This is a genomic window from Rubinisphaera margarita (assembly GCF_022267515.1).
Lineage (GTDB): Bacteria > Planctomycetota > Planctomycetia > Planctomycetales > Planctomycetaceae > Rubinisphaera > Rubinisphaera margarita.
The window spans coordinates 72,058-92,885 of sequence record NZ_JAKFGB010000003.1; the positions used below are offsets into that span (position 1 = coordinate 72,058).

Here is a 20,828-nt window from a genome sequence, read left to right on the forward strand (position 1 = left end):
CGGATGTCTAGAACTCGCCGAGGACTTCGCCGTCGTCGATCGTACCCAGCGAGCGGTACGTATCGAAGTAGACATTCTCGCTGAGGAAGTGCACGGAGCCATCGGCCATCACGAATTGCATCCCTCCCTGGTGAGGGCTGGAGAAGTTCACGATGTGGTTTGTGGTGTTGGGCGTGTGAAACATCGCCGGCATCGACATTGGAGTCGTCATCGCCGGCTGCCCGACATGTCCAAGAACCAGCGAGCCCTGCCATTCGGTCATCATCGGCATCGACATCATCCCGGCCGGGCGTTCCACGTTAGGCACAGCCGCGTACCACGTCGAGTTGGAATCGACCGCGTTCATGCCCTGAATGAAGTCATGTTCCGCTCGGCGTTCGCCAACGAGCATCGACTGACTGGTGCCGTCGGTAATGTCTCGAAAGCGTGTGCTGCTGTTGCGGTAGAACGGCCCCTTTCCCATCGGGCTTCCAGGAGCCATCGACACGCTGCCGTAACCCATCACGCCGACATAGTTGGCTGAAGCGAGTTCGAGATCGCTCGTGCCATCGTTGACAGTGAATGTCAGCGGAGCCGGATCAGAAGGGCAGAGGAATGTCGCGATCGACTGACGACCATTGTCGACGTTCGGCGACTGATTGGAGTTCAGGTCGAAGTTCATGTTGTCGTACAGAGCGGACTGTTCGAGCATGGGAAGCAGCATCGTCCCCCAGGCGAAGCCGGGGCCGTTCTGAGCCGTCTCCATGCTCGCCATTGCGGAAGGAGCAATGTTGCGGACGATGTAACCGGGCGGCAGAACCGAGAACGTGTCGTGATAGTTATGCAGAGCCACACCAATCTGCTTGAGATTGTTCTTGCAGCTGGATCGTCGGGCCGCCTCGCGAGCCTGTTGGACGGCTGGCAACAGGAGAGCGACCAGCACGGCAATGATGGCGATGACGACGAGCAACTCGATCAATGTAAAGCCGTCGCGCAGACGGAATCGACGAGGGGAAATCCTCATGAAGAATACTCCTGTGAGTTTGCAGAAATCGTGCAGATTCTGCCAACTGTCAGCGTGCGCAGAGAATCCTCTCAGCGGAGAGGCTGATCAAATGGCTGGCAGAACAGAGAGAACAGGAGCAACTCTCTCTGGGGGCGGCGTCTGGGGCGGGTAGAACAGATCCGATTTCAGGTCGCCGCGGAACGACTGACTGGTCACGAAACCTGGGCCGATGATCGTGGGCACGGCGGGAGGAATGTCGAGCGACTTCGTGAGAGAAAGCAGGTCGTGCCCCGACTTTCCGCAGCGACACAGGGCACGAAGTTGCGTTTCCTCGTTTGGCTTCGACGATGAGCAGCAGGACGAGGCGGCGGTCGCTTTCTGTGAGCAGCAACCTGCTTCCTGTCTGGCCTTTCGGCAGCAGGACGCATTCGACGAAGAATCGGAACGGCAGCAACTTCCCGGGCTCGAGGTCTCAGCGGTTTCTTTCCCGCACTCATCGGATCCCTGGCACCCGCACGGGCAGCCGGGATGCGGAGCGGCGATGGTGAACACGGGGAGGCCCAGATTCGTCAGCAGGAACCACATGGCCAGCACCAGCGTTCGCAATCGAGCGCTGAAAGGGATTGCCGAACTGTTCTGCTGGCACTGCATCGTGCTGGAGATACTCGCTGGGTGGTAATTCAGGCAGGCTGGAAGTTAAGACCGGATGATAACGAAAGTATTGGCGTCGGGTGGTCGATATGCAATAGCACAGGGGCTGCCACGGAAGGTGGCCCCGCAATTGTCCGGGTAAAAATTACAAAATTCGGTTCAGGTTAGTGTACTGATGAACTCGAATTGGGGCAAATGACCGCAGGCGTTATAGTTCCGCGGTTCGAAGCCCGAGTGTCCCGGACTGCCGAACTCCCGAAATCAGATATCAAGCTGGAGTCCCGTCATGGATCGACGCTCCTTTCTCGTCCACGCTGCCATTTCCGGTTCGCTCTTCTCCCTGGTCGGCTGCAAAGGCCGGCAGGTAGCCCATGTGCTCGACGGAGACGATCAGGACATGGTCGGCAGCCACACCGCTGGAGCCGAAACCTGGCAGCCGCTGATCGACGAATCAGTTGGCAAACTGCTCGGCCGCCAGTCGATGGCCATTCAGACGGTTGCTCATCAGGGCCCGGGCGGGCTGCCGCCCGTCTGCAAGCACGTCTGCTTCCTCGGCGTCGAAAACAAGAGCGTCGAAGAGATTGGCGACTTTAAGGAGCAGATCTACGAGCGGATCGACTCGATGGTGAACGAGTCCGGCACGTTCCGAATGATCAGCCGCCGCTTCGTGGAAGCCGGTTTGCGGGAAGCCCATGTCGCTCCCGGCGATCTGTTCGTCCCCAACAATCAGCGTCAGTTCGCAGCCGTGATGGAACAAATGCAGCAGCCGTTCGATTATCTGCTGTTCGCCAAGATCACGTCGGGCACCACGCAGAAGAACAAGAACTACCAACGTGATTACGTGCTGACGCTCGAACTGGTCAACGTCTACGACGGCTCCTACGACAAGGAATCGGCGACGATCCGCAAGGGCTATCACAAGTCAGTTCTCGGCAAGATCACGAACTACTAATCGAACTCGTGCCGGGGGACGGTTAATCTCGCCTGGGCGACGCTGATCGGATTTCAGGAACGTCGCATCCCTCAAGTTGAATGACGTTCGATGGAATGACCGCTCCGCTGCACGACGCACGCAGGGCACCCAGGACCGGTTGATTAATATGGCTGGCAAGTTGTTTGCTAACCTGAAACGAGGTCAAAGCACGATCGGTCCACGGAAGTGGGTCTCGATGCTCCTGCTCAGTCTCTGCGCGTTCACGGTCGGCTGCTCGACTCATGCCGATCGTGCCCGGATGATTCGGACCTCATTCTATTCCGGGAACATTCCAGCCGCTCTGACCGAAACCGATCTGGAAAAGCATGCCAAAGGGCATGACGCCAACGTCATCAAGCTCGACCGGGCCATGGTGGAGTTGACCTCCGGCCGGCCGGCGGAAGCGGAGAAGCTTCTGCGAGATGTCCGCGATCGGTTTGATCAGCTGGAAGGCAAGTCGGTCACCGACAAAGCGAAGTCGCTGCTCACCGATGACCGACAGCTGAATTACGCCGGCGAGGAATACGAACGGATTCTGATTCGTGTCATGCTGGCCGTGTCGAATCTGATGCACGACGGAGGCGACGTCTCTGCTTACGGACTGCAGATTTCGAGTAAGCAGCAGCAGTTTCTGCAGATGTCGAAACCCAATCCCGCCAAGCCGGAAGAGCAGGTCAAGGATTACACGCCGCTAACGAAACAGCTGGCGATCGGCTCTTATCTTCGTGCAGCTGTCCTCGAAAGTTCCCCGCTCGATTACGACGATGTGACCCGTTGTCGCGTTCAGGTCGCCAACTGGCAACCGAATTTCCGCGATGCGAAGATCGACCTTGCCCGAGCTGAATCTGGACAGCATTCTCCGCCGGATCATGGCGTCGTCTACGTGCTCGCCATGGTCGGAGAAGGACCCTACAAGGAAGAACGGGCCGAGATGGCGACAACGGTTTCGCTGCTCGTCGCCGACCGGATTCTCTCTGCGATCGGAAAGTACGATCTGCCGCCGAACATCGCCCCGGTCAAAGTGCCCATTGTCGTGCGGCCGCCGCAACTGGTTGATGTCATCGATGTCTCGACGACCGGACGCAGTCTGGGCAACACGGCTACGATCATGAATGTCTCCGAGCTGGCCGTCGAACAGAACAAGCTCGAAATGAACGACATCATCGCACGAGCCGTCGTCCGACGCATTGTCAAAAAGGGCGCGGTCTACGCGGCGAAAGACGGCCTGAATGTAGAATCGAGTCCCGAGCTGAACCTGCTGCTCACACTGGCCGGGATTGCCTGGGAAGCGACCGAGCGAGCCGATACCCGCTGCTGGTCGGTGCTGCCGGACCGGATTCAAGTGCTTCGTGTCGAACTTCCGGTTGGACAGCAGGAACTTGTGCTGACGCCGAAAATGATGTCCGGCCGCCCGGGGCAACCAGTGCGAATTCAGGCCAACGTTGAGAATGGTCGCTCGACGTTCGTGCTGGCCAACTTCCCGAAAGATCGTGTCGTCGGCGAAGTGCAGCTGAAGACCTATCGCTGATTTTATCTGGCCTCGGCTGCTCAAACGGCGTATGATGTCCTGCGGACATTCGTTCATCGAATCGTGAGCCGGAGGGCAGCCAGTGTCGGACGCTGCTGAAGAATCGAAGAAGACAACCGCTGGCGCGTGGATCGCCTGGGGCGCTGGAGTTCTTCTTCTCTACATTCTCAGTCCGATTCCCGTTCTGATCCCGATCGGCTACTGGAATCCTCAACTGGAGTTACAACTGGAAGAGACGGTGTATGCTCCGCTTGTCTTTCTCTGCGAACATTCCGATACGGTTTCGATGTTCTACCAGATTCAGGGAGAGGGAGTTGAGTGGATGCTCGAGAAGCTGGGCGGTTAACGCTTCGTCAATTCCTGAAATCGTGTTGTGAGGATCAGTCATGTTCGGCAGTGCGAAAGACGAGCAGGATTCTCTGGGGTTGGCGAAGGTGATCTTCGGGCTTTCTTCCCTGGTCATGTTGTATATCCTCAGCCCGGTTCCGATTTACGTCGCCTGTGAAACGTTCGCTCCCGAGGTGTTCCTGTTTCTTCGTGATACCGTGTACGTGCCCCTCGTCTATCTCTCCATGAATAACGCTTACGTTGGTGGGTTCTATGAGGTGCAATTCGAATTTGCTGAGTCGCACATTCTCCGCTAACTTCAAAGATCTGTTGAACGCGTGTTGAAATCTCTGAGGCAATTCTGGCTCTGGCTCTGGGTGAGCCCATGGAGTCTGGTCGGACTCGGCATCGGGCTGATCAGTTGCTGCACGGGAGGAGGCGGGAAGCGGGTGGACCACACGCTCGAATTCCACGGCGGCCTCGCCTGCTGGCTGCTGAAACGAACGCCGGTCGGAGCGATCGCGATTACCGTCGGGCATGTGATTCTGGCACGCGACCAATACTCGCTCGACTTCACCCGCGATCACGAGCGCGTCCACGTCCGCCAGTACGAACGCTGGGGGCCGTTCTTCGTGCCGATGTACTTTCTGCTCTCCGGACTCATCCTGCTTCGCGGCGGCAACGCCTATCTCGACAACCCCTTTGAAGCCGAGGCCTTCGCGTTGTCCGATCCTCGAAAGAGGACGATCGGTTAACAGGCGACCCGTCGAGTTCCCTCGCCCCTCTCATCCGCACTTCGGCCCTTCCAGCAGGATGCCGCCGCTACGTGAGACTTGTCAGGTAAGCTCCCCCCGTCGCGGTGAATACGAGTCTTCCGTCCCAACAAGTGACACCTCTTGTGGCGTTCCGATGCGATTTTTTCTAGAGTGTTTCTCGGTTCAATTCACTGAGTTCGACAGCTCCAGGAATAACGATGCGCTCCATTTTTACATTCTTAGCCGTTCTTGTTTTCACCACTTCCTCCGCGATCGCCCAGGAGAATCGCGAGGCAATCGAAACCGTGCTCAGTGTGCCCGATCTGGTCGCGTTCTGGACGTTCGGCGAGGAACCGGGACAACCGAGAGAATCGGTCACCTCCGGTGAAAAGTATCCGCTGCGGGAAGTGAATGGTCCGATTGGCCGTTACGACGAAGGCTGCTTCTCAGGGTACTCGGCCGATCTGAACGGCAAGCAGTACTTTCGGATTCCCTATGCTGAAACAGGCGAGTTGAACATCTCCGGACCGGACGCTCAGGTCAGCATGTTTGCGGTCGTGCGGATTGTCGACCTCAGGCAGAGCCGGACGATTGCCGGGATGTGGTCGGAAGGAAAGGGAGCCAATGACGACTCCGGAACGCGGCAGTATTCCTTGCTGATGAATATGCCGACCTACGGCGGAAATCGGCAACTGGTGCCACACATTTCGAGTGAAGGGGGAGTGACCCGCCGAGCCGATGGGTCCGCGTTCCCGTGGTGCTGCGACTATGCCGCCAGCGTCAGCGAAGTCCCCGAAGAAGAATGGTGCACGCTCGCCTTCACCTACGATGGCGAATATATCAGTGCCTACGTCAACGGCGTCATGGAATTCCGCCCGCTCGATCCGGTGAAGGACAAGCGGAACGATCGATACTTCAAATCGGAAGGCCCGCTCGGCGGCTCCCGGGGGATGAACCCGTATTATCATGGTCGGGGCATTTTCCGCTACGACCCGGAGAAGCACGCCGAAACAAAACCGGATGGCGGCTCGGACTTCACCGTCGGAGCTCGCTTCGCCGTTGGCAGCATGCTTCGCGAAGCCACAATCGGCCGCTTCGCCGGACTGTGCGTCTTCAAACGGGCACTGACGCCGCAGGAAATTCTCAAACTGCACCAGGCGACCGGGATTGAAACCCCGTAATCGTGCGCTCAATATCGGAGTCGAAAGACGACGATTGCTGTGCCCCAGAAGCAGGTGAAGGTGAGGAGCTTCAGCAGGACCCAGCCAGCGAGTTGAATCGATCCGCGGGGCTGCCATCGCCACTCAATCAGTCCGGGCAACATCGCTCCAATGGGACCCAGTAGAAAGGCCCATTCAAACACGAGGCTCATCCGGCGGCACAACCAGTAATAGAACAGCGAAACGGCGACGAAGACGAACAGAGGCAGACGGTCTCGGAAACCAGCAGCGCGGCCCGTCGATTGTTGTCGCAGGTTCGCGAGCACGATCTCAAAGCTAATGAACAGACACAGCGGCCAGGTGAAAAGAAATTCCTGCGTCCAGAAACTGAGCCAGGTTGTGCCGCCCGCTCCCAGCAGAAAAGCCAGCGTTCGGTAGCAGATAATCCACGTAAACCATCGGCGATCAGTGGGGGCGAATAAAGCTGGAATCGCTGCGAGAACCAGACTCGCACCCAGCAGGGCCAGCGTCCAGAGATACCAGGACCAGAGCCATTCGTCGGACGGCAGATCGAAGGCGAATTCCGGTTCGACCGGAACGATTCGCGTGGACCAATCCGCGTATGCGGACTGTGGAATTTGAGCGGCTGACAGCGTCGTCTGATCCTTCGGCAACAAGTGAGACTCGCCAATGTAGATGCAGGCGGCACGCGAGTGGTTGCGAACATAGATGCAACCGCGGTGCAGACTCGGTGGAGTCCAGGTGAGCTCGCCCGTCAACACGCCACATCGGGCCTGGATGTCGCAACGTTCCCGGTTCGGCCGGAGCAGGATCAGTTCCCCCCGTTCGTTGAACAGGATCAGCTTGCCATCCGCCACAACAATTCCCGATTGCCCGAGTTCTTCGGAGATGTCGTTGTTCGATCGCTGCGGCTTGCCGGAACCCTGTTCCCACAGTTCTTCTCCCGTCAGAAAGTCGACGCAGCGAAACTTGCCTCGCGACGGCCGTTGCGTTTTCGCCTGCGGATCGAAGATGTCGAATCCGTAGAGTGCGCCGTCAACCAGGACGCTTGAAAGCACATCGTTGGACAGTGTTTTCGATCGCCAGACGGTTTTGGGAATGGCCGTCTGTGTAAAGTCGTCGGAGATCTCCAGCAACTGCGAGCCGGCCTGGAACGGAGCCGCGATCCAGAGAAGGGGTTCGCGATAGATTGGCCACGCCGAGTGTTCGTCGTAGCCATGGGAAAGCTCCATGTGGCTCAGCAACTCGCCGGTTCGAAGATCATGAATGACGAGCGCATTCTCCAGATAGCCGACGACCAGGTCTCGACCGCCGCGGGTGATCGGCATCGCGGGGCTGTAACTGCCCGGCTCATCTCCGGATTGCCAGACCGTCTTTCCGGTCTGAAGATCCAGCGCCACCAGACTCGCACCCGGACCGCCAACGGGCAGAAGCACAAGATCGTCGACAACAGTGGGCGAACACGAGTATCCGAAACCGGTGCCTCCATCGCCGCTGAAGTCTGTAACCACATTCCGGGACCAGACTTGGTGCCCGGTTCTCTCATCGAGACACCCGATGAGTCCTGCGGGGCTGGCAAACAGGACTTTCCCATCGGCCAGCGTCGGTGTGGCCCGGGGACCGGGGTAGACACCGGCGATTTCGTAAGGCCAGTCGTACCGATACCGCCAGCGGGTCTCGCCAGTACGGGCATCAAGGCAGTACACAAACTGTCCCTGCAATGACTGCGCGAGCGTGTAGACAGAGTCTTCTTTAGCGACGAAAGCCGAATACCCCTGTCCAAGATCGCGAACCCAGAGAACGGGCGGACCTTCTGGGGGCCAGGAGTCGGCCAGATTGATCTCCGGGGAATGCCCATCGTGATTCACTCCGCGGACGGAAGGCCAGCCGAGATCTGGAGTCCCTTCAGGAAGGAACGGATTTCCTTCGGCAGCGAGGGGAGCCAGCACGGTCCACGGGAGTAGGCATGAAGCAATCAGGAATGCCAGCCGTGCCGTCTGCATGCGCAATCATCCGCAGCCGGGAGAATGGACGAACGTCCGAGGTGTCAGAATACCAGACGATTGTACGCCTGCGTCGACCTCGGCGATATGCAGATCGGGAGTTCCGTGTCAGTTCGCTGCGGAGCCCTGGACCGGTTCCGCGATTTCTGGCGGATCCGCAGGAGCCGTTGACGTCGCGTCCCGATTCTTCATCGCCTCTTCGGCTTCCTGTTTGGCCCCACGAATCATGGTGCGGAATACGATGTGATGCAGCGGAACGACGCTGTACCAGTAGAGGATGCCGCCCAGACCCTTGGGACGGAAGCGAGCTGTTTGTGTAAGGCGACAGCGATTCTCTTCGAGCGGCTCGATATGGAAATCAAGCTCGGCGTCGCCGGGAACTTTCATCTCGGCATGGAGTGTCAGCCGCGAGCTGCATCGGATGTGGCGAACCCTCCAGAAGTCGACGGCTTCTCCATAACGGAGCACCGTCGGATGCCGACGGCCACGCCGTAACCCCGGCCCCCCGATAAACTGGTCCATCAGTCCGCGAAGTCGCCAGAGATAGTCGACGCCCCAATAGCCGTGCTCGCCACCAATACTGCTGACGACCCGAAAGACCGTTTCCTGATCAGCATCGATGTCAATAGTTTGAACGTCGCGAAAAACCGTGCCGCCGGCCCAGTCCGGGTCGCCGGTCATTTTGCCGGCCATCGACCAGTTGGTCTCGATGTCTCCCTCGTTGAGATTGTTGACCGCCGATCGAATCGCCTCACTGACAGAATAGAGTTTTTTCTGCGGCAACAGCTGGCGAGCCAGATCATTTCGGCAAACAGTTTTGTTCTTGAGCCCCTCGGCCAGAGGACGGGCAATCTTGGGGCTGACCGGAGTCACCAGACCGATCCAGAGTGAACTGAGCCACGGAGTGAGCACCGGTACCGGTACGATCCAGCGTCGCGGCAACCCGAGTTCCCCGGCCATGGTCCGCATGACATCCCGATACCGCATGACATCGCTGCCACCGATATCAAGCGACTGACCATGGGATTCCGGGATTTCCAGACAATCGATGAGATACACCAGAACGTTTTCGATCGCGATCGGCTGGGTTTCGGTTGAAACCCATTTCGGTGTCACCATCACGGGGAGGCGATCGACCAGATAGCGGAGTGTCTCGAACGAGGCGGATCCGGACCCGATGATCATCGCGGCTCGAAACCCGGTCACTGGCATGCCGTTCTCCCGCAGCACGCTCTCAACCTCACGACGACTGCGAAGATGTTCGCTCAGGCCGGGGCCCATCTCGCCAAGTCCGCCTAAATAAACGATGTGTTTCACGCCGCAGCGTTGGGCTCCGTTCGAAAAAGACCGGGCCAGTTCACGATCCCGTTCGGCATAACTGCTGCCGGCCGATTCCATTGAATGGATGAGGTAGTAAGCAGCTTCACAATCCGTGCAGGCTTCGTCGAGAGTGCCGTCATCGCTCACATCCCCTTGAATCACTTCCAGCAATGGGTGATCACGCCAGATACGCCCCTCAAGCTTCTCAGGACTGCGAACCAGACAGCGGACGGGATATCCCAGTTCGAGTAGTCTGGGGACAATCCGACCACCGATATAACCGGTCGCCCCGGTCACGAGAACACGTTGCTTGCTGGAAGTCGTCATAGAGAAAAGACGTTTCTTTATTCGTCAACGTGGACTATCGCCAGCGTTCTGGCTGCAATTCGTGATCGCGAAAGCGACCCCTCGGAGAATTCCGATCCGCACTGCTCGAGGTGTCTCTTTAGTTATAGAGAGACTGCGGCGGTTCACAAGCACGGTTTCGGCTGCCGGGAACGCAATGTGAGAACAGATTCCGTCCGACGGATATTCACAAGGCGGCGAACTGCTACAATAGTGCCCAAAGTAGTGAACAACAGGGACGATGTTTCCACACAGACGGGATTCGGGAATGCTTCATCTGGTCAGCGGTTTGACGGGCTCGGGTAAGACCGCGCAATGTCTGCAATCGTATCGCCAGGCCCTTCGCGCTCAGGCCGATGACGGTGATATGGGCCAGACGCTGTGGATTACGCCGACGCATCGTTCGGTCCAGCAGGTCATCGAATCGCTGTTCGATGAGGATCTCCGCTGTTGTTTCGACCCGGGGGTGATGACGTTCGACCAGTTCGCCGAGCGGGTGCTGAATCGCTCAGGCCACGCCGCGTCGATGCTCAAGCCGTTCCAGCGGTGGATGCTGCTCCGATATCTGGTCAATCAGTCGCTTCAGGCCGGCGAACTGCAACATTTCCGGAATGTGGCCCGTACGTTCGGTTTCGTCAGCCTGCTCTCGCAGTTCATTTCTGAACTGAAGCGGGAAGAGACCTGGCCAGATGCGTTGCGTCGGGCACTCGAACGGCGTCCTCCCTCGGCAAAAGACGAGGAACTCTGTCGGCTGTACGAACGGTATCAGGACACGCTGGGAGAATGGAACAAATACGATGCCGAAGGCCGCTTCTGGCTGGCCCGCACTCTTCTGGCGGAAGGGAAATGGAACGCGTTTCCCCGGTTGCGGCTCGTTGTCGTCGATGGCTTCACCGACTTCACAGCGACGCAGTACGTCACACTGTCGTTGATTGCCCGACACGCCGATGAGATGTATGTGACCTTTCCGGTCGAACGGAACGACAGTCGTGAGGATCTGTTCTCGAAACCGCTCCGGTCATTACATGCCCTCCGGCGACATGCGAAGAAACAGGGGGTGGATGTCGATGAGATCGAAGTTCGCCCGGAGTCTCCGGAGACCGATGGCATGCAGGCCACGGGGCTGGTGACGATTCGCCAGAATCTTTTCGCCAATCCGCGGAAGCTTCAGCCTTCGGACGAATCCACGGGAGTGGAACTGGTTGCCGCATCCGGAGCGCGCGCCGAGATGCGGGAGGTGGTCCGGCGGGTTAAATCGCTGCTGCTGCATCATGTTCCCGCGGAAGACATCATCGTAACGACGCGCGACCTGCAGCATGCGGCCCCGTTAATCGAAGAAATCTGGTCCGATGCCGGCGTGCCGTTTCATCTCGAAGTGAACCGGCCCGTCAGTTCGTTGCCACTGGCGAAATCGATCTCGGCTTTGTTTGCCGTGAGTGTGAGCGACTGGTCGTACGCTTCCCTCAAGAAACTGTTGACGCAAACGACAATCCGCTTTCAGGGGGATGATGTCCGCACCCGCATCACGCTGAGAACGCTTCGCCGTCTCAATCTGCGGCGCAATCGAGCCGAAATTCTGGAGACCCTGAACTCGCTCGTCGCGCGCGGCGGCTCCTCGGACGCCGATGTGTCGGCCCTGGAAACCTCGCTCGAAGTTCTTACCGAGCTGGATGACCTGCTCAAGCCGTTTCAGCAGAAGCAGACCTGGACCGAACATGTGCAGCGACTTGTCGCCCGGGTGCGGGAACTCTTCCGGCAGAACAAAACCGATACCGAACCGACTCCGTTCGCGATCCTTCGGCCCGAGGATGAGTTCGACCTGATCGTCGGTCTATTGCGAGACGCGAGCCGCTTTCAGGATGATCTGCTGGCCGCCTCAGGACAGCTTGCCAGTCTGCAGGAATTCGCGAGCTGGGCCGATGAGCAGTTCCGAACGCAGCATCTGCCGCCGCGTCGTCCGCGTCCGGGAGAAGTGCAGATACTCGAAGCGAGCGACGCCCGGCATCTGCGGGCGAAGTATCTGTTCGTATGCGGATTGCAGGAAGGGACTTTCCCGTCATCCCGCGAACATCAGCCGTTTTACAGCGAGCAGGAACGGCAGCAGTGGATCGAACTCGGCGTGCCGCTCGATCACAGAGCGGGGCATTACCAGGATGAAATGCAGTTCTTCTATCGACTGGCGACCCGCCCGTCGCAGCAGTTGACTCTGGCTTATTCGTTCGTTTCTTCACGCGGCCAGCCGCAGTACGCCAGCCCGTTCTATCAGGCGACGCGAAGTCTGTTCGCAGATCCCCGGGTCGAAACGAAGATCGATCAGCTTTCGCCGGTGCCGCGCGCAGGCGAATTGCTCACCGAGACCGATCTCCGGCTGTATGCCGTGAAGTCGATCAGCGACGGCGATCCGGTGCTGCTGCGATGGATGTTGTCGCAGCAGAAATACGACCGGCAGTCTCAGTGCCTGTTGGCGGCTGCCCGGATGAATGCCGCGCGATTCGAATCCCACGGTTTTACGCCCTACGAAGGAATGTTGCGAAGTCCGGCCGTGCGGCAACGATTGATGGACTGGTTCACGCCGCAGTACACCTTCAGCGCGACTCAGCTCGAATCGTACGCGAGCTGTCCGTACCGGTTTCATCTCGATACCGTGCTTGAACTCGAACCGCAGTCTGCTCCCCGGCTCGAGACCGATCATCGCAAGCGTGGAACAATCATCCACGATCTGCTGGCCGAACTTCACGAAACCGAACTGCGTGAGTTGCTGGCCGCCGATGCGGAGGGGAAGAGCACGCTGCTGTCGACGAAATTTCTCGACCTGCTGCAGCAGCGATTCGGACGCAACATCTCCGGCAACGAATTGCAACAGTCGCTGGATGAGATCGAAGCCAGTCTGCTTTCGGAGTGGGCCGATTTGTACGAGTCTCAAACCGAGCAGTACACCGGTCGGTTCGACGTTGAATGGGAACAGCCACTGGAGCCAAAGTTCCGCGAGATTGCATTCGGGAGCAGCAGCTCTCGACGAGAAACGGAAGAGCCGGCCGGGTATCCTCCCGTCGCCTTCGGTTCGGAAGATGAGCGCGTCTTCATTGAAGGTCGCATCGACCGGATTGATGTCGGACGAACCGGCGGACGCGATACCTTTGTGCTGATCGACTACAAGACAGGCAAGCCGCCGAAGTTCAAGGATGCCGATGTCTCGCGCGGGACTCATCTGCAGTTGGCGCTCTACACGGTGGCCATCATGCGACTGCAACTGCTGGGTGAAGACGCCGTCCCCTGGTTCGTCGGCTACTGGGGTGTCCGTCAAGATGGATTCGAGCCGCGGTTCCTGGGCGGAAAACGGAACCCGGATCCGCTTGGCGAGGAGTTCCTGAAGATCTGGGCGGAACAACTCGATCTAATTCTGCCGAAGCTCATCCGTTCCCTGCGGAATGCCGAGTTTCCCGTGATCAATCCAGATGAGGAATGCACGAGCCGGTGTCCGTACTCAACCGTTTGTCGCGTCAATCAGGTCCGAGCGGTCGCCGAGCCCCTCGAAAAACTCTGGACCGTTCAGACTCAGCCTGAAGAGAACAGCTAACCACGATGCCCTACACACCGCAGCAGGCTGCTGCCATTGAAACGCGGAATGTCTCGATCGCCCTGGCCGCTGGAGCCGGGTGCGGGAAGACGTTTGTATTGACCCAACGCTTTGTCGCCGAGCTGATGCGAAAGCCCTGTTCGGAAACGCTCGACGGACTCATGGCTATCACGTTCACAGATCGAGCCGCCCGGGAAATGCGGGATCGGATTCGCGAACGGGTGCGGGAGCAACTCGCCAGTTGCGAGGACGACGAAGTGGCCAGCTGGCAGGCAATTCTGCGGGATCTTGAAACCGCACGCATTCAGACGATTCACTCGTTCTGTACGTCGACATTGCGGCGATATTCGACCGAGCTGGGCATCGATCCCGAGTTCTCAGTCCTCGATGAGCCCACAGCGACGGCGCTGCTTTCGCAGACGGTGGAAACGCAACTCGAAACCCTGTTGCGGGCCAAAAACGAAGATGCTTTCAGTTTCGTGCTCCGGTATGGACTGGAAGATACACTCCGTCGCCTCCGCGAACTGACTCGGCAGCGTTTTCAGCTTCCGGAAACCATAAGTGTCGCCTCGGCGGAAGCGGAGCTGATCGATTTCTGGCGTCGCTTTCATCGCGAGCAGTATCTACCGATGAAGTTCGACGAACTGAAGGAATCTCCCGAAGTCTCGCAGTTGCAGCCGATGCTCGGGAACGATCTCGCTTCGACGCCGAAATGGAAGGATCGTCAGCAGATTCTCCGCGAGCATCTGGGGGCGCTCGAATATACCGGCTCGTTAACCGTGGAGTCCCTTCAGGAACTGCGGGAAGCTTGCACCGTCCAGCATGTTCACAAGAACAAATGGATTTCCGAAGAGATCTACGAACAGGTTCGCGATAGCCTCAAACAATTGCGAATTCGAATTGACGCGTTGCTCCCGGTGCTCGAACTCGATCCTGTTGCACTGCAGCAGGGGGCGATGTTCGGCCTGCAGGCCCTGCGGATGACGACCCAGATTGTACGAGCCTATCAGCAACAGAAACGGGATCAGGCGACTCTCGACTTCGACGACCTGCTGCTGATGATGCGGGATTTGCTGCAGACGGATGAATCAGTCCGTAAGAGCCTGCAGCAGGGAACGCATTTTCTACTGCTCGACGAGTTTCAGGACACCGATCCGGTACAGACGGAGATCGTTCGAGCAATCTGCGGCGACCGGCTCACATCCGGCGGTCTGTTCCTCGTAGGTGATGTCAAGCAATCGATTTATCGCTTCCGTCGAGCCGATCCTTCTGTGTTCCGCCAGTTACGGGAACAGATTCCGAGACCGGGGCAACTCTCGCTGACACGGAACTTTCGCAGCCAGCAGGGCGTGCTGGACTTTGTGAACTTCCTGTTCGCCCCGGCGATGCCCGGTGAGTACGACAGTCTCACCGCATTCGATGAGAACGAGTACCCGCCGCGAAGCAAAGTCGAGTTCCTCTGGTCGAGCGATCCGGATGTCGATGACGGTGCGACAGTCGGCGACAAGCGGCGCATTGAAGCCGAATGGATTGCCTCGCGAATTCAGACACTGCTGGAAGACGACACGCCGCGAATCCGGGAGAAAAACGCCGACGGCCAGATCGAACTGCGTCCGGTGCGGAACGGGGATATCACGATCCTGTTTCGGGCCTTTAGTCATCTTGGCGTCTACGAAGATGCGTTGCGGAAAGCCGGGATTGAATATTACGTTGTCAGCGGACGGGCGTTCTTTGCTCAACAGGAAGTTTTCGATCTGGCGAATCTCTGTCGGTTCCTCGATGACGATTCCGATGAAGTCGCCCTGGTCGGCATTCTCCGTTCCCCCATGTTCGGCTGGTCCGATGACACCATTGCCGAAGTCGCCGATCACTCGGGTGGACTCTGGCAGACGCTGAGCCAGAACGAACGGGTGTCGGTCAGCGATGCCGCTCAGGCGGGAGTCGTGGGGCGAACCCGGGAGATCCTTAGCGAGCTGATGGACCTGCGGCATCGGGTGGGTATTGGCACGCTGCTTCGTCACGCGGTCACTGAGACGGGATACGACGGGGCGCTGCTGACCGAGTTTCTCGGCGAGCGAAAAGTCGCGAACTTGCAGAAGCTTCTCTCGATGGCCGACCAGTTCGATCAGGTGGCTCTGTTGGGACTCTCCGAGTTCAGCGATCGGTTGCTGGAATCGATTTCGGAAGATGCCAAGGAAGAGTTGGCGGCGACTCATGCCGAGAGCGGCGATGTCGTCCGACTGATGACCGTGCACCAGTCAAAAGGACTCGAGTTTCCGGTTGTCTTTGTCGCCGATATTAACCGTCGACAAAACGCGAATCGCGATACGTCCGTGCTGCATCCCCGGCTCGGTCCGCTGCTCTCGTTGCCCTATATCAAGGGCGAGCAACTCACTCATCCTGTTCTTACGATGCACCGCGATCTGGAAGCTGCCGAAGACGAATCGGAAGCGATTCGTCTCTTTTATGTCGCGACCACTCGAGCAGCCGATTTGCTGGTTCTGTCCGCGTACTGGCATCCCGATGAAAGTCTGTCGGGGCCGTGGATGACTCTGCTTGCCGATCGATTCGACCTCACGACAGGCCTGGCGCGTCACGATCCGCTGCTGGGGCAGATGCAGCAGCCGGGGATGGAACCGCAGCGGCTTCCGCATATCACCATCACGTCCGAGAAACCTGAGCGACGGCGGCCGGAATCCGAACCGCGGCCAACCCGGCTCTCGAAGTGGGAAGAGCTGCTCTCAAGTTCAGAGCCCGTCCGGCCGCCATTGATGGCACTTCCCGCGACGCCGACATCGCTGCAGCCGCTGCGAATCTCGGTTTCGCAGCTCGAAGACCTTGATGCGAAGCTTCGAACTTCGGACGGACAGAAGTCGTCCGGCATGATCGCGGCTTCGGATGTGAAACTGTCACTGCAGGAGTCGGAGCTGCTGGGCCACGTTCTGCATGCGGCTATGGAACATCTCGATGCGAACGAGCCCGGAGAGATCGATCGCGTGCTTCAGCAGGCCGCCGATGAACTTGGCGAAACTCTGCCGGCGGAAGTTCAGCGAACAGCCGCTCAACGACTCAAGCAGTTGTTCGCTTCAGATCTGCTTGAAGAGCTGGCCACAGCACCCCAGTTGCACCGCGAAGCTGAATTTTTGCTCCGCTGGGCCGGCGAGAACGGTGATCCAGGAGCGACGGTCGTCGGGACCGTCGACTGTCTATTGCGGAACGAACGCGGGGAATGGCATCTGATCGACTACAAAACAGGGCGGCTGCCGGAGACTCCTGAAGCCGTGCTGGAGAAGTTCGGCATCCAAATGTGTCTCTACGCTCTGGCGATTCAGGAATGGACCGGGAACTATCCGGCGTCGATCCGAATCATTCAGCTGGGAGAGACGATTCGCGAAGTCGAGCTGAAAATCACCGACGCAATCATTGCACAATTCCGCTCGCGTATTCATGCTGCGCTCCGACAGGCTCGGAACTCATTACTTCCGATGCCGGTTGAGGAACCATCCCCCGAATCCCTTCAGCGAACAGTCCAGGCGTGAATTCCGACGGCCCTCTCGAACTCTGGCAACAACTGCATTCGACTCCGGAGATCTTCGACGCCATCGCGGCGGCCGAGGGATCCGAATTGCAGCGGCAGACACAACTGCGCTCTCAGTATCCGGCGGAACTCGTCCGCCTCGCACTGGAGTTGACCAGCCTGCGCGAACAGGCGCGACTGAAGTTCTCTCTCGCTGATCAACTCTGGATGACGCGCCAGTCCCTGGAGCAGTCCTCTTCAGAAGAACTTGCCATCTACAAAGCCCGGCGGCTGCGGACGGCTGTGCCCGATAATGAACCCGTCCTCGATTTCTGCACCGGACTGGGAGCCGACGCGATTGCTCTCGCGGCTGGCGGGACGGTGATCACTTACGATCTTGATCCAGTCGTTCTGCAACTGGCCCGCTGGAATGCCGAGACCTACGGAGTCGCCGATCGGATCGAGTTCCGCCAACAGGATGTCAACGATGTTGAGGTTGCCGGGCGTGTTCTGCACCTGGATCCTGATCAGCGGGATGCGTCTGGAAAGCGCCAGCGGCGGCTCGAACTGATTCAGCCGAACCTGGAAAAGATGCAGCAACTGGCGATGAGCTGCCGGGCAGGGGTGATCAAGCTCAGTCCGGCCAGTAATTTTGGCGGCAAGTTTCCGGAATGCGAAGTGGAACTGGTCAGCTGGCGAGGCGAGTGCAAACAGGCTCTCATCTGGTGTGGAGAACTCGCGGAGCCCGAACAGTGGCGGGCCACGGTTCTGCCAGCGGGAGCGTCACTGGTCGGAGACCCGCTCTCAGCCTATCCGCAGTTCGGTGAAGTCGCCGCGTTTATCTACGATCCCGATCCGGCCGTCGTGCGAGCAGGGATGATCAACCATCTGTCCGAAGAAACGGGAGCCAGCCGACTTGACGAAGCCGAGGAGTATCTCACATCGAACGAGTTGATCGCTTCGCCCTTCATGGCGGCCTTCGAGGTTCACGAAGTCCTGGGGCGGAATGAAAAAGAGCTCCGCCGATGGATTCGCAGCAATGACATCGGCAGCGTGGAGATTAAGTGCCGCCATCTCAAGATCGACGTCGAGAAAACAAGAAAGTCGCTGCCTCTGCAGGGAGCAGGGACAGCGACTGTGATCTTTGCCCGCGTCGGCGGGAAGTCGAAGGTCATCGTCTGCTCGCGTGTCAGCGAACAGCAGACATGACGAAAGACTATTCGACGTTCTGGCGGAACTGGAAGCCGTCGACGATTGTCAGGGTTTCCGGCGGTTCAACTCGCGGCGACAGGGAGAACGGGAAGGCGTAGCTGATCACCTTACCGCTGTTGAGTTCCGCGATATGGATCCCGCCGGTCGCCGGCTGCTTGCGTGTCGAGCCACGAGCCGAGACGTTCAGAGCGCCCGCTGTGACAACAAAACGCGGCTTAATGTCCGGAGACAGACCGAAGTCGGCCAGCACGTTGCGCAGATAGACCTGCGTGTACTTCGCGGTTTGTGGATTCAGACTGGCCCCATACAGGCGACCGGTGAGGAAGTCGAGCACGAAGACGGCGTCGCCGGCGGTCAGACCGACGGGAACAGTCACCATCGCGAACTTGGCATCACTGTCGCGGTCGACGTCGGCCAGGGCCACTTCGCTGGGCCAGAAGTAGGAGAGCATCATCCCTCCGACGACTCCGCACGCAAACCAGGCCATACGGGAAGATTCCGACTTCAGCATTGATTCACTCCTTAACTGGGCGACGGCCCGAGACAGAAAACTCAGATGGCGTTGAGATGTGTGTGCCCAACTTCGCTCGCGACTTGAAGACGGGCGGAACGGTCGCAAAAGAATGACCAACCGTCCTCCGTCAGTTTACGGCATCCGGAATTTGACCGCCAGTCCTTCGTGAGACGGGCGATGTTTTCCAGAGTTGAGATCGACTACCTATCAAGATATTCTGCCTGAATTCACTACTCAACCGTTCTGGCGATGTCACGCCATTCAATCTTCAATCGCGACTCTCAACTTTCACAGGCGAGCATTATGGAAACCACCAACGGCAGTTTGAATCGCAAGCTTCGCATGGCCCTGACAGGCGGAGGCCAGGGATCGTTCATCGGACGCGTGCATGCTACCGCAGCCGTGCTCGACAACCGTGCGGCCCTCGTTGCCGGGGCGCTCTCGTCCAATCCAGAGAAAGCCAAGGCTTCCGCACCGGCTTACGACATCCCCGAAGAACGCGCTTACGGCAGCTATCGGGAATTGGTCGAATCGGAAATGGCTCTTCCAGAAGGCGAGCGGATCGACTTCGTCAGCGTCGCCACCCCGAATCATACGCACTTCGAGATTGCCAAATGCGCGCTCGAAGCCGGGTTGAATGTAATCTGCGATAAGCCGATGACATTCGATTTCGATCAGGCCAAAGAACTGGTCGACGTTGTCGAGAAGTCGGGAGCCGTCTTCGCGGTCTCGCATAACTACACCGGGTATCCACTGGTGCGACAGGCCCGTGAGATGGCCCTCTCGGGTGAGCTGGGAGAAATTCAGGCGATCCGTTCGAACTACATTCAGGGCTGGCTGCGGACCAAGCTGGAAGATTCCGACCAGAAGCAGGCCGCGTGGCGGACCGATCCGAAGAAGTCGGGAGCAGCGGGAGCATTTGGCGATATCGGAACGCACGCCTACAACCTCGGCCGCTACATGACCGGACTGCTGCCGGAACAGGTTTCGTGTCATCTCAAGTCGATGGTTGAAGGACGGTCGCTCGACGATTACGGCCATGCCGTGATTCGGATGGAGAATGGCGGTCTGATGACCGTCACGGCGTCTCAGATTTCGCATGGTCGTGAGAACGACCTGTTTATCGAGATTGACGGAACCAAAAAGGCGCTGCAGTGGCGTCAGGAGAATCCGAACGAAATGATCGTTCGCGAGAACGGCCAGCCTCACAAGATTTACACCCGCGACCCGAACGCCGACTTCATGACGCCGATCGCGGCTTCTTCCTGCCGGCTGCCCGCCGGTCATCCCGAAGCCTTCTTTGAAGCGTTCGCGAACGTGTACCGCTTTGCGTACGATGCCATGGTCCAGCGGGCGGAAGGCAAGGACTTCGAAAAACGCGACACGATTTATCCCAACATCTACGATGGGGCCGAGGGGATGTATTTCATCCAGCAGTGCGTCGCCAGCAGCGCCGAGAACGGAGCCTGGTTGCCCATGAAGTACGAAAAAGCCCGCCGCTAGAATATTTTCGATGATGCATTAACCGTCGTCTGAACGGGTAATGTAAGCGAACGGCGAAAACTGGGAAGACTCCCACACTCGAGGCAGATCTCTGATCTGCCTTTTTTCATGCGCCCAGACCCCCAGAGCTGGCAAGCTCGAACACTTATGACGGTTAACGCGGTCCTGCTTGGGCCCGGGAAGAGCCAAATGGAAGGATAGGAAGATCAGATCGACTTTGACGGTCATAAAAGATCCTCTGCATCCTCCTATGAAATGCTGAATAGACTTTCGATTCGTCCACTAAACACCGTTAATTGAGGAAAACAATTTGACGATGACGAATCTATGAAAACAGGCGGGGAGTGTTCGCCCTGCATATTGCATGATCAATCTTCCGTGAGCTGGTGGTCGCGCAGCTCGGTTCGCGATGGATTGAAGCTTCGAATCAACGGAGT

The 20,828-nt window shown here is 58.3% G+C and carries 15 protein-coding genes; 10 read left to right on the plus strand and 5 right to left on the minus strand.

Features of this window, described 5'->3' with window-relative positions:
- Positions 1-7: 7 nt before the first annotated feature.
- Positions 8-1,003: a DUF1559 domain-containing protein gene (locus tag L1A08_RS00300; RefSeq protein WP_238752947.1), complete on the minus strand. Its 996-nt coding sequence runs from the start codon at positions 1,001-1,003 to the stop codon at positions 8-10.
- Positions 1,004-1,090: 87 nt separating this feature from the next.
- Positions 1,091-1,570, minus strand: a complete 480-nt coding sequence (locus L1A08_RS00305; RefSeq protein WP_238752949.1) for a hypothetical protein — start codon at positions 1,568-1,570, stop codon at positions 1,091-1,093.
- A 352-nt stretch (positions 1,571-1,922) separates the two neighbouring features.
- Here L1A08_RS00305 and L1A08_RS00310 point away from each other — a divergent pair, with 352 nt between their 5' ends.
- The 6 genes from L1A08_RS00310 to L1A08_RS00335 all read left to right on the plus strand — a co-directional run bounded on the left by L1A08_RS00310 (position 1,923) and on the right by L1A08_RS00335 (position 6,400).
- Positions 1,923-2,588, plus strand: a complete 666-nt coding sequence (locus L1A08_RS00310) for a penicillin-binding protein activator LpoB (protein ID WP_238752952.1) — start codon at positions 1,923-1,925, stop codon at positions 2,586-2,588.
- 148 nt (positions 2,589-2,736) lie between these two features.
- Positions 2,737-4,137, plus strand: coding sequence for a COG3014 family protein (locus L1A08_RS00315; protein ID WP_238752953.1), 1,401 nt, complete (start codon positions 2,737-2,739; stop codon positions 4,135-4,137).
- A gap of 82 nt (positions 4,138-4,219) precedes the next feature.
- A complete protein-coding gene (locus tag L1A08_RS00320) occupies positions 4,220-4,483 on the plus strand; it encodes a hypothetical protein (protein WP_238752955.1) in 264 nt (87 codons plus the stop codon).
- A 40-nt stretch (positions 4,484-4,523) separates the two neighbouring features.
- Entirely contained in the window at positions 4,524-4,781 is a 258-nt protein-coding gene (locus L1A08_RS00325) for a hypothetical protein (RefSeq protein WP_238752957.1), read from the plus strand.
- A 21-nt stretch (positions 4,782-4,802) separates the two neighbouring features.
- On the plus strand, positions 4,803-5,219 hold the full coding sequence (locus L1A08_RS00330) for a hypothetical protein (RefSeq protein WP_238752959.1): 417 nt from the start codon (positions 4,803-4,805) through the stop codon (positions 5,217-5,219).
- A gap of 218 nt (positions 5,220-5,437) precedes the next feature.
- Positions 5,438-6,400: a hypothetical protein gene (locus tag L1A08_RS00335; protein ID WP_238752961.1), complete on the plus strand. Its 963-nt coding sequence runs from the start codon at positions 5,438-5,440 to the stop codon at positions 6,398-6,400.
- 8 nt (positions 6,401-6,408) lie between these two features.
- On the opposite strand, the gene L1A08_RS00340 is transcribed toward L1A08_RS00335, so the two are convergent.
- Together L1A08_RS00340 and L1A08_RS00345 are read right to left on the minus strand one after the other, a co-directional pair.
- Positions 6,409-8,403 (minus strand): outer membrane protein assembly factor BamB family protein, encoded by a 1,995-nt coding sequence (locus tag L1A08_RS00340; protein WP_238752963.1) that lies wholly within the window; start codon positions 8,401-8,403, stop codon positions 6,409-6,411.
- A gap of 108 nt (positions 8,404-8,511) precedes the next feature.
- Complete coding sequence (locus L1A08_RS00345; protein ID WP_238752965.1) at positions 8,512-10,050, minus strand: SDR family oxidoreductase; 1,539 nt, start codon at positions 10,048-10,050, stop codon at positions 8,512-8,514.
- Positions 10,051-10,336: 286 nt separating this feature from the next.
- On the opposite strand from L1A08_RS00345, the gene L1A08_RS00350 reads away from it, so the two are divergent.
- The 3 genes from L1A08_RS00350 to L1A08_RS00360 are packed head-to-tail and all read left to right on the plus strand — an operon-like array spanning position 10,337 to position 18,371.
- Positions 10,337-13,645 carry a PD-(D/E)XK nuclease family protein gene (locus L1A08_RS00350; protein ID WP_238752967.1) on the plus strand — a complete coding sequence of 1,103 codons (3,309 nt, stop codon included), beginning with the start codon at positions 10,337-10,339 and terminating at the stop codon, positions 13,643-13,645.
- Positions 13,646-13,650: 5 nt separating this feature from the next.
- Positions 13,651-17,184, plus strand: a complete 3,534-nt coding sequence (locus tag L1A08_RS00355) for a UvrD-helicase domain-containing protein (protein ID WP_238752969.1) — start codon at positions 13,651-13,653, stop codon at positions 17,182-17,184.
- The gene (locus tag L1A08_RS00360) at positions 17,181-18,371 is read left to right on the plus strand and encodes a class I SAM-dependent methyltransferase (RefSeq protein ID WP_238752971.1); all 1,191 of its coding nucleotides are present in this window, start codon (positions 17,181-17,183) and stop codon (positions 18,369-18,371) included. Before L1A08_RS00355 ends, L1A08_RS00360 begins: the two co-directional genes overlap by 4 nt.
- Before the next feature lie 7 nt (positions 18,372-18,378).
- Here L1A08_RS00360 and L1A08_RS00365 read toward each other — a convergent pair whose 3' ends face one another.
- Positions 18,379-18,885, minus strand: coding sequence for a hypothetical protein (locus tag L1A08_RS00365; RefSeq protein ID WP_238752973.1), 507 nt, complete (start codon positions 18,883-18,885; stop codon positions 18,379-18,381).
- Positions 18,886-19,191: 306 nt separating this feature from the next.
- Here L1A08_RS00365 and L1A08_RS00370 point away from each other — a divergent pair, with 306 nt between their 5' ends.
- Positions 19,192-20,391, plus strand: a complete 1,200-nt coding sequence (locus L1A08_RS00370; RefSeq protein ID WP_390896830.1) for a Gfo/Idh/MocA family protein — start codon at positions 19,192-19,194, stop codon at positions 20,389-20,391.
- Positions 20,392-20,828 lie beyond the last annotated feature (437 nt).